This is a genomic window from Maricaulis sp. CAU 1757 (assembly GCF_054482675.1).
This window is the reverse complement of sequence record NZ_JBTLRI010000001.1, coordinates 1-15,311: the sequence shown is the minus strand read 5'-3', so window position 1 is coordinate 15,311 and position 15,311 is coordinate 1. Positions and strand designations below refer to the sequence as shown.

The following is a 15,311-nucleotide window of genomic DNA, read 5'->3' as shown; positions in this document are numbered from 1 at the left end:
AAGAAACGCCCCGGCCGGGAGGGGGACCGGCCAGGGCGCCTCAACGCGCGGTCTGGGGAGGGCTCAGGCCGCGCGGATCTGCTCCAGGAAGCCGGTGAGGGCGGTGCGCAGGCGGTTGGAATCCGCTTCCACGCCTTCGGCCGCTTGCAGCACCCGGCGCACCCCGCCATCGGTCTCGCGCACATTGTGTGACAGGACGGCCAGGCTTTCCGTGACTTCCGACGTGCCCGCTGCGGCCTGGGCCACATTGCCGGCGATTTCCACCGCAGCCGCGTTCTGCTGTTCGATGGCGTCGGCGATGGCCGTGGTGCGGCGCGACACCTTGTCGATGGTCTGGGTCATCGAGCCGATGGCACCGGTGGCCTGGTCACCATTCTTCTGGATCGAGTCGATCTGGTCGGCGATCTCGACCGTTGCCTTGGCGGTCTGATCTGCCAGTTCCTTGACCTCCGCCGCGACCACGGCAAACCCCTTGCCCGCTTCTCCGGCACGCGACGCCTCGATGGTGGCGTTGAGGGCCAGGAGGTTGGTCTGTTCGGCAATCGAGCGGATCAGGGTGACCACGTCGCCGATCTTGACCACGGCATGACCGAGTCCGGAAACAATCTCCATGGTGGAATCGGCTTCCGTCACCGCTTCGCCGGTCAGTGCCCGCGATTCGTGCAGCTGGCGATTGATCTCTTGGATCGACGAGGTGAGCTCCTCGGCCGCCGAGGCCACGGCCTGGGTGTTGGCAGAGGTTTCCTCGGCCGCGCCCGCGGCGATGGTCGAGCGTTCGTCCGATTGCTGGGCCGTGGTGCTGAGATGCCGGGCCACCTCGATCATGGCGGCAGCCGCCGTGCTGACTTCTGTGGCAATGGAGCCGACCGTGGCGTCGAACTCGTCTGCCATCTCGTTCATGGCCGCACGCCGTTCCTCGGCGGCGCGCTGCTCGGCCGCCTCCGCGTCCTCGCGCAGGCGCAGGATTTCCATCTGGTTCTCTTGGAAGACGGAGATTGCCGCGGACATCCGGCCAAGCTCGCCGCCCTGGTCGCCGGCCGGGATGTCGAGTCCGGTCTGGCCGTTGGCGAGCGCGTCCATCGTGTCGGTCAGGGCGTTGATCGGCCTGGCTATGGACTTGCCGACGACCCAGGTGACCAGTGCCGCGATCAGCGCGATTCCCAGGACGAAGCCGAGCGTGACCATGCGAATGAGGGCCTGGTCCGCAGCCAGCTGGCCGGTCGCCTCGCGCGCTCCACTGGCGGCCCGGGTGGCGATGGTTTCGAAATGCGGCGCCATGCCGGCGAACACCTCGCTGAGCTCGCCCACCGTCGCATTGACGGCGAGGCGGCGTTCGGCCCAGGCGTGGAAGCCGCGGGAATAGGCGGCCATCAGGGATTCCAGCTCGGCGATCTGGGCGGCGGAATAGTCGCGGCTGCGCAGCGCGCTGGCGAACTCGGCCTGTCGTTCGTCAAAGCTGCCGACATAGCGCTCTTCACCGCGCAGCATGAAATCCTTCTCGTGCCGCCGCATCATCAGCATGAGTACGGTCAGGCCGTCATCCCGCAGCTCGTCCAGGCGGCCCTCGGCCTCGCGCACGGCGCCACGCAGCGTGCCTTCAAGTCCCTCGGTATGGGTCAGGCCGAGGGCGATCTCGCCATCGACAACGGCTCGGAAGGCGGCTCGGTGCCGGGGCAGGGCAGCCTGCAGTGCGTCCACGGCAGCAGCGATCTCCGCCGGCGGGTCCTGTTGCTCGATCTGTTCCAGCGACTCGGCCACGCGATCGGCATCGGCGGCATAACGGTCGAAATAGCTGGCATCCCGGCGCAGCAGGAAATCCTTCTCCCGGCGCCGCATCTGCAGGGCCGCGACCTCGGTCTCCAGGGCCAGGCGCTCAATGGTGGCGAAGCGCTGCTGGGCCTCGACCGCCTGGCCGGTGGCCAGATTGCCGGTCCACAGGATGGCCGACATGGCGATGAGACTGAAGGCGACCAGTCCGCCCAGGATGGCGACCCGAGCGTGAACGCTCAGCTGTCGGAGGAAATGCATGATTGTCGGCCTCGCAAAAGTTAGGCCGCCAAACTGGCTTGAACAGGTTAATGCGAGCTAACGGACACTGTCTTCGGAGTTAAAAATAAAACATAAGAATCAATTACTTGATCCTCCATGGCCGAGTTAATCATAACTAATGATCTATCACGGCAGGCTGGGCGGGTTCCTTTATGGGCTACCGGCCCCGCCCGACTCGGTTCTAGCCCTTCCAGCGCCCCACCTGAGGCGAGGGACGGACACGTTCCACCGGCGCCTCGTCGGTCGACCCGACATACACGAACCCCGCGATGCGCTCGCCCGAGCGCAGGCCCATCACGTCCTTGATATCCGGGTCATAGGCATACCACTCGGTGAGCCATTGCGCGGCAAATCCCATCGCCGATGCGGCCACGAGCAGGTTCTGGCAGGCCGCGCCGGCGGACAGGATCTGCTCCCATTCGGGCACCTTGTGACGTTCCAGCACGCTGGAAACCACGGCAATGACCAGCGGCGCCCGGGTCAGGCGCTGGCGTTCCGCCTCGACCTGTTCGCTCGTCGCCCCGCTGGTCTTGGCCTCGTATACCTTGCCGAGGATCTGGCCGAACCGACTGCGCGCCTCGCCTTCGAACAGGATGAAGCGCCACGGCGCCAGCTTGCCGTGGTCGGGCACGCGCGAGGCGATGCCGATCAGCTCCTGCACCTGTTCCGTCGACGGGCCCGGCTCGGCCAGCGCCACCGCGCTGGTGGAACGCCGGCGCTTCAGCAGGGCGAGGGTTTGCTCGCTCGGGTGACAGGCGGCGAGGCGTTCGCCGGCAGCGGGAAAATCGGAGCTTGGCGTGTCGGTCATGTGGCAGCGGTATCCCTCGTCAAACAGCGCGCCTTTGACCATCCGGTGCGGGCGTCGCTATACCTGTTGTCTTCCGCCGTTCGCGGATCAAGCGTTGCCGGAGTAGTATCAGGAATGTCAGTGGATTTCGCCATGCAAGATGACACGCCGGCCGACCGTCGCCGGCGCAAGGTGCGCGATGCCATCATCGATGCCGCCGAGACCATATTCTCGTCCGAGGGCGAAGAGGGCATCTCGATGCGGCGCCTGGCCGAAGCCATCGATTACAGCCCGGCCGCGCTCTACAAGTATTTCGCCTCCAAGGACGATCTGTTCATTGCCATTCGCGAGATGTTCTTCGAGCGCCTGATGGCCCGCATCCATGATGCCATGGAAGGGGATAAGGGGCCGATCGATTCAGTGTGTCGCGGCTGCATGCGCGCCTATATCGAGACCGGTCTGGAAGAGCCGAACCATTACATCATGGCCTTCTCGCCCTCGGTCATGATCAAGCCGCATGTCCATGACGAGACCGAGATTGCCTTCGAGGCCGAGGAGTTGCTGGTGCGCATGATCGTGCAAGGCCAGCAGGACGGCGTCTATCGCGCGGCCGACCCGCATGTCGTGTCCAAGAGCGTCTGGGCCAGCCTGCACGGGCTGACCATGCTGATCGCCAGCCTCGACGATTTCCCGCACGGCCTGCCGGGCTCCGAACACGTCACCCGCGACGCCGTCATCGACATGCATGTCGACATGATCATGCACGGGCTGAAAGCCTGACTGGGCGTCCCACGGGAGACCTTCATGCACAAGCGCGGACCCTGGCAGGTTCACGATACGGCCGGGCGCTACGAGAATGCCTGGATTGCCCTTGAGGAGCACACCGTCACCCGCCCCGACGGGGCGCCTGGCGTCTATGGGGTCATCCATTTCCGCAACCGCGCCCTGGCCATCCTGCCGATCCACACGGACGGCTCGGTTACGCTGGTCGGCCAGCACCGCTTTCCGCACGACCGCTATAGCTGGGAAATTCCCGAAGGGGGCGGCGCGCTGGACCGCGATCCGCTGGACGAGGCGAAGCGCGAACTGGCCGAGGAAACCGGCCTGAGCGCCACCTCCTGGCGCGAAATCCTGCGCATGGACCTGTCCAACTCGGTCACCGACGAAACCGCCATCGGCTGGATCGCCACCGGCCTCAAGCAGGGCGAGGCGGCGCCGGAAGGCACCGAGGAGCTGGCCGTGCGCCGGATCCCGTTCCGCAGCGCTCTCGATGAAGTGATGCGCGGTGACATCACCGATGCTTTGACAGTGGCGATGCTGCTCAGGGCATACTACATGGCAGTCGAGGGCGAGCTGGATGACGAGCTTGCCACGCGCCTGCTGGCGCGCCCTCAGCGAGGAGAATGACCATGTCCGTCCAGTCCCTTCCGCACAGCGACATGTCCTCGCGGCCAGGGCGCAGCAATGCCGACGAGGTGTGGGCCCGGCTGCGCGTCGATGCAGCGTCGGCGGCGGCCGAGGAGCCCATTCTCGCCAGCTTCCTCAATGCCGCCGTGCTGCGCCATGACCGTTTCTCCCAGGCGCTGGCCTATCGCATCGCCGCCAAGCTCGCCGATGCCCAGCTTGACGCCATGCTGGCGCGCGACGTCGCCGAGGAGGCGCTGGCCGGCGATCCCACGATTGCCGAACAGGCCGCCGCCGACATGGTGGCCGTCGAGGAGCGCGATCCCGCCTGCCTGAATTTCCTCCAGCCCTTTCTCTACTTCAAAGGCTACCAGGCGCTGCAGGCCCACCGTATCGCCCACTGGCTCTGGCAGGAGGGCCGCCAGACCCTGGCCTTTCACATCCAGAGCCGCGTCTCGGAACGCTTCGGTATCGACATCCACCCCGCCGCCACCATCGGCCAGGGCGTGATGATCGACCACGGCTCCGCTATCGTCATCGGCGAGACCGCCGTGATCGGCGATGACTGTTCGATCCTGCAACAGGTGACTTTGGGCGGTACCGGTGCCCAGCACGAGGACCGCCACCCCAAGATCGGTCGCGGCGTGCTGATCGGTGCCGGAGCGCACGTGCTCGGCAATATCAAGGTCGGCGACGGCGCCCGCATCGCCGCCGGCTCGGTCGTGCTCAAGCCGGTCCCGGCCGGCTGCACCGTCGCCGGCGTCCCGGCCAAGGTGGTCGGCGACTGCTGCCCCGAGCCCGCAAAAAGCATGGACCAGAGCTTGCCGGAGGGCGCGGGGAAATAGGACGCTTATCCGCGCTGGCCTTTCCCGTCGTTTCCCCCGCCTTCATGGCGGGGCCTCAAAACGTCCATCGCGGGCAGGGCATCTCCCTTTGTGGGTGCAGATAGGAGTCGAGGCCCCGCCATGAAGGCGGGGGAAACGGTGAAGTGGTTGTTCAAGTGATTGGAGTGATCGCGCCCCGGTGCGGAAAGAGCCATTGATCTCTTGTCAGCCAGCGGGCCTCAGAGGACTCCCGGCAAGAGATGAATGGCGGGCAGGGCGCCGCCGCGCCTCGTCATGACGCAAGGCGATTCAATGCAAATCGTCCTGCGCAGACCCTGCAATCAAGCCACCAACCTCCCAACCCGTCGTCATCCCGCGGTGCCGCGAAGCGGCATCCGGGGGACCTCAGCTAACAGGCTGGCCGAGAAAGCGAGCCTGGTTCTGCAGGCGTGTTTGCTGAGGTCCCCCGGATCCCTGCGCTGCAGGGACCGTGGGATGACGAGGTTGGGGGAGCGGGAAATAGGCGCTATGTCTCCGCCCGCTCACCCCCCATACAGCGCCGTCGACAGATACTTCAGTCCGCTGTCGCACATCACCGTGACGACCGTTTCCTCCGGCCGCAGCTCCCGCGCCATCTCGACCGCCGCCGCAAGGTTGGCGCCCGTCGACGTGCCCGCAAACAGCCCATCCTGACGCGCCAGCCGCCGCGCATGCTGCATCGCCATCTCCGTCGACACCGGCACGATGCGGTCGACCAGTTCCGGCCGCCAGAGCGGCACCACGAAGCCGGCCCCGACGCCCTCGATCCGGTGCGACCCGCTCGGCCCGCCCGACAGCACCGCCGATTCCGCCGGCTCCACCGCCACGATCCGCGTGCCGGTGGCGCGCTCGGCCAGCCGTTCAGCCGTGCCCCGGACGCTGGCGGCAGTGCCGGTGGCCTGCACGAAGACGGCGGGCGGCGCGTCGAGCGCGTCGAGGATCTCGTCGGCGAAGCGGTGATAGGCGCGCACCTGGTCTTTATTGTTCAATTGGTCGGTCCAGAACGCTCCGGTCGCCTCGGCGATCTCGCCCGCTGTCTCGACCATGCGCCGGGTCAGGCTCGCATCCATGCCGCCATCCGCGGTCTCCAGCACCGTCAGCTCGGCCCCGAAGGCGGCCATGTGGCGGCGCTTTTCGAGGCTGAACGCGTCCGCCGTGACGATGGACAGCGGGTGGCCCAGCACCGCGCACACGAAGGCCAGCGACACCCCGGTCGACCCGCCGGTATACTCCACCACCCGCTGGCCTGGCTTCAGCCGCCCATCCGCCCGCGCCGCCTCGACCATGGCCAGCGCCATCCGGTCCTTCATCGACCCGGTCGGATTCTCCGCCTCCAGCTTGACGAGGATGCGGGCACCGCCCTCGGCTTGCCAGGAGGAAAGCTCGAACAGCGGCGTGCCGCCGATGCGCTGGAGGATGGATGTGCCAATCATGTGAGTGTCCCTCGCGTCTCTGCGCGCCAGGCGCGGAGTAAGCCATTGATCTCTTGTCAGCCAGCGGGCCTCAGAGGGTTCATTGTGTCAAGGGCGCGCAACGCCGCTACGCGGTTGAAACCCTTGACACAATGAACCCTCTGAGGCGGACTCTCTGCAATAGATGAATGGTCCGGTAGGCGCCGCCGCGCCTTGTTTTATACCCGTGTTGAGCTGGCTGAATGCCCCGGGCCTGGCGGGGCGAAAGTTCAAGACCTACTAACCCGGCGGTAGACGCTAGCCCTAAGGCTGGCGAGTATCCGGTTAGGCTGGGTCAGGGAGCTCTTCTCGAAGGTATCCGTTACGCCGGCCGACCATTCGGGGACGACGCTCCGAGAATAACCGGGACAGACACGATTAAATCAGAATAACCGGGACAGACACGATTAAATCGCTGCGTAGTCAAGGAAACTATGTCTGTCCCGGGTACTTTGTCCCGGTTACTTACCGCTTTCTTTGTCATCCCGGATGGATGCCCCGCGAATGCGGGGCGCAAGTCCGGGACCCATCATCTCGGTGTTTACCAATCGTGCGAGCGGGTCGGAGAGCGAGTGTATGGGTCCCGGCCCTCCGGCCCGCCTTCGCGGGCCATGCGGCCGGGATGACATGCCTTGGATGTGCCTGCGCACGGGAAATTGTCGGGCCCGTGCGGAAGTTGATGACAACCATCCCCCGCACCCGCCCCACTGGACCCGCACAGCCGTGTCGGGTTAGTTAGCCCTCGATCCCAATCCCCCACCGGAGGCAGTGCCTTGAACAAGAACATGACCCAGCTGGAAGCGGCCAAACTGCAGATGTTCCTGCAGCAGAAACTGAACCCGGAACTCGTGGTGCAGTGCCGCAACCGGCCCGACGAATGCGCCGAGATCCATATCGGCGATGAATGCCTGGGCGTGGTCTCCAAGATCATTGATGAAGGCGAGACCTCCTACTCCTTCGAGATCACCATCCTGGACATCGACCTGGAAGAGCTTTGAGCACCGGCGCCCGGCCGGTTCTCGAAGTCCGGGAGGTGTTCAAGACCTTTCCGGACGGCACCGAGGCCGTGCAGGGCGTCAGCCTGGACCTTCAGTCCCGCGACGTGCTCGCCCTGGTCGGCGAGTCGGGTTGCGGCAAGACGACATTGCTCAAGCTGATGAACCGCCTGGAGGATCTCTCCGGCGGTTCAATCCTGTATGAGGGCCGGGACATCGCCGGGCTCGACCCGGTCCGGCTGCGCCGGCGGCTCGGCTGGGTGATGCAGGGCGACGGCCTGTTTCCGCATCTCAGCGTGGGCGAGAATGTCGCCATCGTGCCGCGCCTGCTGGGCTGGTCGAAATCCGATATCGCGGCGCGCGTCGACGAGATGCTGAGCCTCGTCCGCCTCGAGCCGGGCGAGTACCGCGACCGGTCCCCCGGCGACCTGTCCGGTGGCCAGCGCCAGCGCGTCGGCTTTGCCCGTGCCCTGGCCGGCAAGCCGGACGTCCTGCTCATGGACGAGCCGTTCAGTGCCCTCGACCCGGTGACCCGCGATGCCCTGCAGCAGGACTTCAAGGCGCTGCAGGCCGAGCTCGGCTTTGCCGCCATCCTGGTCACCCACGACATGGCCGAGGCGCTGCTGCTGGCCGACCGCATCGCCGTCATGCTGGCCGGCCGGATCGTCCAGGAAGACACGCCCGCGCGCCTGCTCGCCGAACCGGCCGTGGCTTATGTCGCCGGTCTGCTCGACACGCCGCGCCGCCAGGCCCGGGCCATCGCGGACCTGACCCGATGAACGAGAATTTCGCCGAGCGCCTGGCCGAACTGCCCGACCTGCTGTCGGCCCATCTGATCCTGTCCCTGGCCGCCATCCTGGTCGGCACGGCGGTCTCGGTGCCGCTCGGCATCCTGGCCGCCTCGCGTCCGCGCCTGGCCGGCGCCGCGCTCAACGTCGCCGGGGTGATCCAGACCATCCCCGGGCTCGCCCTGCTGGCCCTCATGGTACCGCTGCTCGGTGGCATGATCGGCTTCTGGCCGGCCTTCCTGGCGCTGACCCTGTATTCCGTCCTGCCTATCCTCAGGAACACCATTGTCGGCCTGCGTGGCCTCGACGCGACCATCGTCGAGGCGGCCCGCGGTCTGGGGCTCAACCCGCGCCAGCAGCTCTGGCAGATCGAGTTGCCGCTGGCCCTGCCGGTCGTCGTCGCCGGGCTGCGCACCGCCGTGGTCTGGGTCGTTGGAGCGGCCACCCTGGCGACCTCGGTCGGGGCGACCAGCCTGGGCAATTACATCTTTGCCGGGCTGCAGACCCGCAACTGGCTGTCGGTGATGTTCGGCGTCGTCTTTGCCGCCGGTCTGGCCATCATCCTCGACCAGATGGTCCGCCTGCTGGAACTCGCCGCCCGCGATCGCCGCCGCGGCCTGGCGGCCGGGGTCGGGGCGGCACTGGCGCTGCTGGTCGCCGCCGCGCTGGTGCCCGGGCTGCTCACCGGCAGTGTCAGCGCTCGGTCCGGACTGTCCGCCGACGGTTCACCTTCGGCGACCTCGACGATCCAGGGCGCCCGCGTCGTTGTCGGCGCCAAGGCCTTCACCGAGCAATACATCCTCGCCGCTCTGATCGAGCAGCGCCTCGAGGCCGCCGGGGCCCGCGTCGAGCGGCGCGACAATCTCGGCTCGACCATCGCCTTCGACGCCCTGCGCGCCGGCGAGATCGACGCCTATGTCGACTATACCGGCACCATCTGGGCCACCCTGATGGAGCGCGACGAACCGGTCGACCGCTACCGCATGTATGCCGAGGTCTCCGCATGGCTGTGGCACGAGCACGGGATAATGGTGCTCGGCCGGCTCGGTTTCGAGAACGCCTACGGCTTCGCCATGAGCCGGGCGCGGGCCGAGGCGCTGGGCATTGCCAGCCTGGCGGATCTCGGGCGCGTCGACGAGCCGCTCAGCGTCGGCGGCGACCCGGAAGTGTTCGCCCGGTCCGAATGGCGCGCCGCCCGCGATGCCTATGGCCTGGGCGGGCTGACCACGCGGGCCATGGACTCCACCTTCATGTACGGCGCCGTGCGCGACGGCCGGGTCGACGTGGTCACCGCCTACACCACGGACGGTCGCATCGCCGCCTTCGACCTGGTGGTGCTCGATGATCCGCTGGCTGTGCTGCCGCCCTATGACGCCATCCTCCTGCTGTCGCCCCAGGCGGCGCAGCGCCCCGCACTGGCCCGGGCGCTGGCGCCGCTGGTCGGAGCGGTGGATGATGCGGCCATGCGCGAGGCCAACCGCCGCGTCGACCTGGACGGGGATACCCCGGCCCGGGCCGCCGCCGGCCTCGCGGCACGGCTGGACGGGGATAGCGAATGAGCGGATTTGTCGGACGCGGGCGCCTGCAGGAGGCGGAATGGCTGATGCGCGCCGTCATGGTGCTCAATCGCGACCTGCCGCCGCACGCCACGCCCTATGACGAGGACACCGAGCTCAATCGCGTCTACACCCGACAGGCGGCGGAATTCGAAGCGCTGCTGGCCAAGGTCGACCCGGAAGGCGAGATCGACCGCGAGCTGTTTCCGGTACTGGCCTATTTCAACGCCTCGGAGAGCTGGCCGCTCGACATCATCCTGGGCGCAGTGGCCGCATTGCTGGTCTGGCAATTCCTGCCGGACTGGTACGGCGTCGCCGAGTATCTCGCCTACCTGATGATCTTCGCCTGGATCGCCATCCAGTATTTGCGTGCCCGCCGCCGCGGCCAGGTGGCGCGCACCTCGGCCCGCCGTCTCGGCCTCGATCCCGATGCGGAACACCGCCTGACCCTGCGCCAGCTGGTCAGATACCGTCGTCCGCCGGCGCACACTTTGCACTGACGCGACATCCGGACAGCGAAACGGCGCGAGCTCGGCAGAACCCGCGCCGCCGCTGTACTTGCCGTCTCGCCCTAGAGCACGGTCAGCATGGTCGCCACCAGCGGGTGGCGGACGATGTCCTCGGCGGCCAGGCGGCACACCGCGATATCCTCCAGCGGCTCGACCTTGTCGGCGATCTGCGCCAGGCCGGACATTTCCGGCAGCAGGTCCGACTGCGCCGGGTCGCCGGTGACCACCATGGTCGAGTTCCAGCCCAGCCGGGTGAGCAGCATCTTGAGCTGGCCATAGGTGCAGTTCTGGGCCTCGTCGACGACCACGAAGGCATTGTTCAGCGTGCGCCCGCGCATATAGCCGATCGGGGCGATCTCGATCAGGCCTTCCGCCATCATCGCCTTGAGCTTCTTCGGGCTCAGCCGGTCGGCCAGGGCGTCGTAGAGCGGGCGCAGATAGGGCGCCAGCTTCTCCTCCATGGCACCGGGCAGGAAGCCGATCGATTCGCCGGCCTCGACTGCCGGGCGTGACAGCACGATGCGGCTGACGGCCCCGGCCTCGAGCGCTTCCACGCCCTTGGCCACGGCCAGATAGGTCTTGCCGGTTCCGGCCGGGCCGAGGGCGAGTGCGAGGTTGTAGGTATCGATCGCCTTCATCAGCCTGGCCTGGCCGTCAGAGCGCGGCTTTACCTTCTTGATGAAGCGCTGGTCACGCATGGGTTCCTTGTCATCCGGCGACCAGGTCGTGCCCGGGAACAAAGCCCGCACCTTGGTCTGCTCTTCTGAATAGTGGGCCGTATTGAATTCGCCCGGACGCTGCCGGCGCTTGACGTTACGCTTACCCATGGCTGGAACCTCCACACATGAAAAACCCCTCGGCCAAGGGCAGAGGGGCAAGGACACTCGATGAGGGAAAATCGGCGCAGTCGCGAGGGCTGACACAGGGACTGGGGCGCGGTGCGCCTCGGTCTGGCGGGCTGGGTCGCAGAGCGGTCATACCGTCTGTCCAATGCCTCCCCTGAGAGTGGCCGAATGCGACCGGGACCAACTCCCGAATCGCGCTTACAGTGTGAGTGTAGCGCGGTTGAGAAGTTGTGAACGCCGGTTTTGCGTATATTTCACGCAAAATATGGGGGAGACGAGAATGGCGATTTATGCCTTGGACGATTCGACACCTGAAACGCCCGGCGAAGGACAGTTCTGGGTCGCCGACAGCGCCAGTGTCATCGGACGTGTCATCCTGCAGCGCGATGCCAGCGTCTGGTATGGCGCCGTGGTGCGCGGCGATAATGACCCGATCACCATCGGCAAGGCGTCCAATGTCCAGGACGGGGCTGTCCTGCATACCGATGAGGGCGTGCCGCTGACCATTGGCGAGGGCGTGACGATCGGTCACCAGGCCATGCTGCACGGCTGCACGGTGGGCGATTATTCGCTGATCGGCATCGGGGCGACGGTGCTTAATGGTGCCCGCATCGGCCGCAATTGCATCATCGGAGCGCATGCCCTTGTCACCGAAGGCAAGGAAATCCCGGACAATTCACTGGTGGTCGGGTCGCCGGGCCGGGTCATGAAGACCCTGGAGGCCGACATTCATGATCTGCTCCAGGCCTCCGCGGAGCATTATGTCGCCAACTGGAAGCGTCACGCTGCCGGTCTCAGGCGCATCGATTGAGGTCTGGTTGTCAGGTGAGGGCGGTGGGCCGGATCAGCTGGCCCGGCTCCACAGCTCGCGGATCGACTGGTCGGCCTCGCGTCCCAGATTGAACCAGGCGGCGCGGTCATGCGAGGCGTCGATGACCAGCAGCTTGTCGTCGCGACCGAGGATATGGCTCAGCTCATTGCGCAGAACGGCGGCCGTGGTCGGGCCGCGCAGCAGCCATACCGTGTCGGTGATGGATTCAATGTCGCCATAGGTGTTCAGCGTGGTGCGGAACTCGCCGCCCTTGTCGGACGAAATCTCGGCAATGATGACGAAATTGGCCGGCCGGGCCCCGGGCGTGACACGTTTCTCCTGGCTTGGCCGGTGGTGAAGTTCGCCCAGCCATTCGCGCAGCGTGTCGACGTCCGACGCCGGCTTCCAGTCCCCGTCGCGCTCGGGCGCCACGAGGGAATGGCCCGCGATCCGGCCTTCGGACACGAAGGCGCGCATCTGCTGCGGCGTGTAGGGGCCATAGACGCGACCCTCGACTTTTACGTACCAGGACATGGCGATTCCGTCATCGCGTGGCATTGCGGCTCACTTTCGCGACTGGCGTCGGTTGCTTGCCCCGTTACAGGCAAGATGCGGGCCAATGTGAAAGCGACTGATCGAATGGCACACCAAGGTTAAAGACTGGGGTTAGGCGGCTTTGTCACCGCCTGCATTCATCGAAGGCGGATCGAACACGACCGCGAAGCCATTGTCCAGAATACGCGCCACACGTCCTGACATTTCCCCGACACGCACCGGCTCCCCCTCGCGCGGCCGCTCGAGGCATTCGAAGGCGGCTCCGGTGACCGAGACATCGATCACGTCGGCCATGATGACGACCCCGTCCTGCAGCCGCACCTTGGCCCGGCCGCGTCCCGGCTTGCGCGGCGCAACGCGGTCCTCGTCAAGACCGAGGCGATCCTTGTTGAAGCGCCAGGTAATGGCATCGGCGAGCTTGTCGCGCTTGCGCTGGGGGGCCTGGAAGGCGAGCGAGAATTCGTCGTCGCCGAGGCGTACGACCTTGCCCTCGATGCGGCCTATGCTGGCCACCATGAGCACGACCCGACTGCCTTCCGGTGGCAAGTCGCGGGTCCCGATGCGGGCTCCGCCGGGCGAAATGTCGAGCAGTTGGCAGACATGTTCGCCGCCCGTTTCGCTCCAGAAGCGGCCATGCAGCTGCAGCGGCACGCGCGCATGGCGCCGCCGTTCCTGGGCCCCGCGGGCGGCAATCTTGATCTTGCGCCGGTCGAGTCGGCCGGATTCATGGGACATGTCGGATCCCTCCTGCGAGCGGCTAGGATAGGTCCGATCCGTTAAGAATATTTTGCGGTTACTGGTCGTTGGCGAGGCTGATGGCAGCCGGTATCTGGCGCGCCTGCAGGGCGGCGAACATCGAGGCGGGCGGGGCCGGCGGGTAAATCTCGCTGAGCGCCGTGCGCACTATCGGGCGACCGCGCAGCGGGCGCACATCGTCGAGCGGCTGGAACAGGCCGAGAATGCGGTCCACCGGACCATCGGCGCTGCGCAGCGGCAGGAAGCTGATCTCGATGGGCACTTGCAGTCCGCCGATGGCGGCCGCGCGAGCGACCACCCAGGCCGGCGCCGCTCCGGTGATCGCGGATTCCAGCACGGTCTGGATATGCGTCCGGTCCGCGCCGCGCCACAGGGAAAGGAAATTCTGGTCGCGGAATTCGCGCTGGTAGAGTTCGCACAGGTGCGTGCCGGCCAGGCGGAAGATGTGATGCTGCGGGTCGGCGCGCCAGAGTATGAACACATGGCCCAGCAGCTGGGCGATGTCCTGCGGCTCGATATCCGCCCTTTGCGGCACGGCACTGCCGTGGCGCCGTGTTTGCCAGTAGGCGTGCAGGGCTTTTGTCTGCGCATGCCGCATTTCGGCTCTCTCCCGTCGTCCGGTTCTTGCACAGGCGGCCGGTGAACCGCCCAGTCGGGGCATCCGGTTTCAAGTTCGGGGCCATACTCCTGACAGGCGAGTTCATCGCATTGGCCTGCATGCCGGGGGCGCATCGGGGCGTTGCGAACGGTGCACGGACCGATATTCGGCAAACCGGCCCGCGGCTTGCACGGACCGGGGCAGGAATTGAGGAGCAAGCCCATGCGCGTATCAGCCCGGCACGCTTTTATGGCCGCCACGGCCGCGACATTGACGATGATGGCCGTTCCGGCCACCGCCGGTGCCACGGCGGGCGCCGGTCCGAACGGCGGCGGCGGACATTGCTGTGAGCCGCCCCCGCCACCGACGTGCTGCAATCATGGCGGCGGGCATACCGTCAATGTCCCCAACATCAACATCCATGGCGGCAATATCAATGTCGGCGTCAATGTATCGTCGCGGGTCAATGTGACGGCCAACGTCAATACCAACGTCGAAGCCGCCGCCAATGCCGGCGCGCGCAGCAGTGCAGGGGCCACGACCATCATCGGTGGCAGCTATTCCTCCTATGCCAGCCCGCCCCCGGCGACCGCCATCACGGGTCTCAACGTGGTCGGTCTCGAGGAAGAAATCGAGTACGAATTCTACGAGGAAGAGCGCACCCGCTGGGTCGAGGAATGGCGCGTCGTGCGCGCCGTCTGCGTCGATGACAACGGAACCCCGCACCCGGCCTCGCGTGTCGATCCCGATCCACAAGTCAACGCCACCTATGACGGCGAGATCTTCCGCTGCGTCGCCGGCACGGCGATGCAGGTCACCATCGGCTGGCGCGTCGACGGACATGACAGCTGGGCCGATGCGCCGACCATCATGTGCCGCAAGGGCGAGGCGCTGCGCCATACGCCGGGCGGCGAGTTGCGCTGCGTCACCCAGATCCCGCGCCGCGATTGCAATGAACGTTCGCTGCTGCGCCTGCACGGTCCGGGCGTGAAGCTGGTCTTCATGCGCCGCGAGGAGCGCTACATGGAGAGCGTGCGCCGCGAGGTCGAACGCGAACGCATCGAGCGTGTCTCCATGACCCTGATGCTCGACGGCGGGGTCGGCGGCTACCGCTGATCCCCCAACCCTCTCACATGCCGACGCGGCATGCCTGCCCCGGTGTCCTCCTGACGCCGGGGCTTTTTTTGCGTCTCCCCACCGTGAGCGAGGCAAGCGGGACGTACCGGACGAGGTCCTTCCCCTTGATGGGGAAGGTGGGCCGAGGCCGAGCCTCGGCTCGGAAGGGGTGAATCCCGGTGGCAGACCTGTCAGGCACCGGGATTCACCCCCTCCGTCTCGCCGCTG

At 66.6% G+C, this 15,311-nt stretch carries 16 protein-coding genes; 9 read left to right on the top strand and 7 right to left on the bottom strand.

Annotated features, from left to right (window positions below; genetic code table 11):
• Positions 1-63 precede the first annotated feature (63 nt).
• Positions 64-2,028 (bottom strand): methyl-accepting chemotaxis protein, encoded by a 1,965-nt coding sequence (locus tag ACXYMR_RS00080; RefSeq protein ID WP_458940698.1) that lies wholly within the window; start codon positions 2,026-2,028, stop codon positions 64-66.
• Between the two features lie 202 nt (positions 2,029-2,230).
• Positions 2,231-2,857 carry a nitroreductase family protein gene (locus ACXYMR_RS00075; protein WP_458940697.1) on the bottom strand — a complete coding sequence of 209 codons (627 nt, stop codon included), beginning with the start codon at positions 2,855-2,857 and terminating at the stop codon, positions 2,231-2,233.
• Positions 2,858-2,971: 114 nt separating this feature from the next.
• On the opposite strand from ACXYMR_RS00075, the gene ACXYMR_RS00070 reads away from it, so the two are divergent.
• From ACXYMR_RS00070 to cysE, 3 genes are read left to right on the top strand one after another with little or no spacing between them, the layout of a single operon-like run.
• Complete coding sequence (locus ACXYMR_RS00070) at positions 2,972-3,616, top strand: TetR family transcriptional regulator (protein WP_458940696.1); 645 nt, start codon at positions 2,972-2,974, stop codon at positions 3,614-3,616.
• 24 nt (positions 3,617-3,640) lie between these two features.
• The gene (locus tag ACXYMR_RS00065; RefSeq protein WP_458940695.1) at positions 3,641-4,243 is read left to right on the top strand and encodes an NUDIX domain-containing protein; all 603 of its coding nucleotides are present in this window, start codon (positions 3,641-3,643) and stop codon (positions 4,241-4,243) included.
• Between the two features lie 32 nt (positions 4,244-4,275).
• Positions 4,276-5,085 carry a serine O-acetyltransferase gene (gene cysE / locus ACXYMR_RS00060; protein WP_458941906.1) on the top strand — a complete coding sequence of 270 codons (810 nt, stop codon included), beginning with the start codon at positions 4,276-4,278 and terminating at the stop codon, positions 5,083-5,085.
• 521 nt (positions 5,086-5,606) lie between these two features.
• Here cysE and ACXYMR_RS00055 read toward each other — a convergent pair.
• Positions 5,607-6,536: a PLP-dependent cysteine synthase family protein gene (locus tag ACXYMR_RS00055; RefSeq protein ID WP_458940694.1), complete on the bottom strand. Its 930-nt coding sequence runs from the start codon at positions 6,534-6,536 to the stop codon at positions 5,607-5,609.
• A gap of 791 nt (positions 6,537-7,327) precedes the next feature.
• Between ACXYMR_RS00055 and ACXYMR_RS00050 the strand changes: the two genes are divergently transcribed.
• Genes ACXYMR_RS00050 through ACXYMR_RS00035 form a run of 4 tightly spaced genes read left to right on the top strand, consistent with a single transcriptional unit; the run spans position 7,328 to position 10,393 of the window.
• Positions 7,328-7,552: a DUF3126 family protein gene (locus tag ACXYMR_RS00050; RefSeq protein ID WP_458940693.1), complete on the top strand. Its 225-nt coding sequence runs from the start codon at positions 7,328-7,330 to the stop codon at positions 7,550-7,552.
• Positions 7,549-8,328: an ATP-binding cassette domain-containing protein gene (locus ACXYMR_RS00045; RefSeq protein ID WP_458940692.1), complete on the top strand. Its 780-nt coding sequence runs from the start codon at positions 7,549-7,551 to the stop codon at positions 8,326-8,328. The genes ACXYMR_RS00050 and ACXYMR_RS00045 overlap by 4 nt, the downstream gene beginning before the upstream one ends.
• Complete coding sequence (locus ACXYMR_RS00040) at positions 8,325-9,896, top strand: ABC transporter permease/substrate-binding protein (protein ID WP_458940691.1); 1,572 nt, start codon at positions 8,325-8,327, stop codon at positions 9,894-9,896. Before ACXYMR_RS00045 ends, ACXYMR_RS00040 begins: the two co-directional genes overlap by 4 nt.
• Complete coding sequence (locus ACXYMR_RS00035; protein WP_458940690.1) at positions 9,893-10,393, top strand: hypothetical protein; 501 nt, start codon at positions 9,893-9,895, stop codon at positions 10,391-10,393. Before ACXYMR_RS00040 ends, ACXYMR_RS00035 begins: the two co-directional genes overlap by 4 nt.
• Positions 10,394-10,464: 71 nt before the next feature.
• Here the strand turns inward: ACXYMR_RS00035 and ACXYMR_RS00030 are convergent, their stop codons facing one another.
• Positions 10,465-11,229: a PhoH family protein gene (locus tag ACXYMR_RS00030; RefSeq protein ID WP_458940689.1), complete on the bottom strand. Its 765-nt coding sequence runs from the start codon at positions 11,227-11,229 to the stop codon at positions 10,465-10,467.
• A 298-nt stretch (positions 11,230-11,527) separates the two neighbouring features.
• Here ACXYMR_RS00030 and ACXYMR_RS00025 point away from each other — a divergent pair, with 298 nt between their 5' ends.
• Entirely contained in the window at positions 11,528-12,058 is a 531-nt protein-coding gene (locus ACXYMR_RS00025; protein ID WP_458940688.1) for a gamma carbonic anhydrase family protein, read from the top strand.
• Positions 12,059-12,091: 33 nt separating this feature from the next.
• On the opposite strand, the gene ACXYMR_RS00020 is transcribed toward ACXYMR_RS00025, so the two are convergent.
• From ACXYMR_RS00020 to ACXYMR_RS00010, 3 genes are all read right to left on the bottom strand, one after another.
• Complete coding sequence (locus ACXYMR_RS00020; RefSeq protein ID WP_458940687.1) at positions 12,092-12,592, bottom strand: DUF4339 domain-containing protein; 501 nt, start codon at positions 12,590-12,592, stop codon at positions 12,092-12,094.
• A 132-nt stretch (positions 12,593-12,724) separates the two neighbouring features.
• Positions 12,725-13,348, bottom strand: coding sequence for a PilZ domain-containing protein (locus tag ACXYMR_RS00015; RefSeq protein WP_458940686.1), 624 nt, complete (start codon positions 13,346-13,348; stop codon positions 12,725-12,727).
• Positions 13,349-13,406: 58 nt separating this feature from the next.
• Complete coding sequence (locus ACXYMR_RS00010) at positions 13,407-13,967, bottom strand: PAS domain-containing protein (RefSeq protein ID WP_458940685.1); 561 nt, start codon at positions 13,965-13,967, stop codon at positions 13,407-13,409.
• A 222-nt stretch (positions 13,968-14,189) separates the two neighbouring features.
• On the opposite strand from ACXYMR_RS00010, the gene ACXYMR_RS00005 reads away from it, so the two are divergent.
• Positions 14,190-15,083 (top strand): hypothetical protein, encoded by an 894-nt coding sequence (locus tag ACXYMR_RS00005; protein ID WP_458940684.1) that lies wholly within the window; start codon positions 14,190-14,192, stop codon positions 15,081-15,083.
• Positions 15,084-15,311 lie beyond the last annotated feature (228 nt).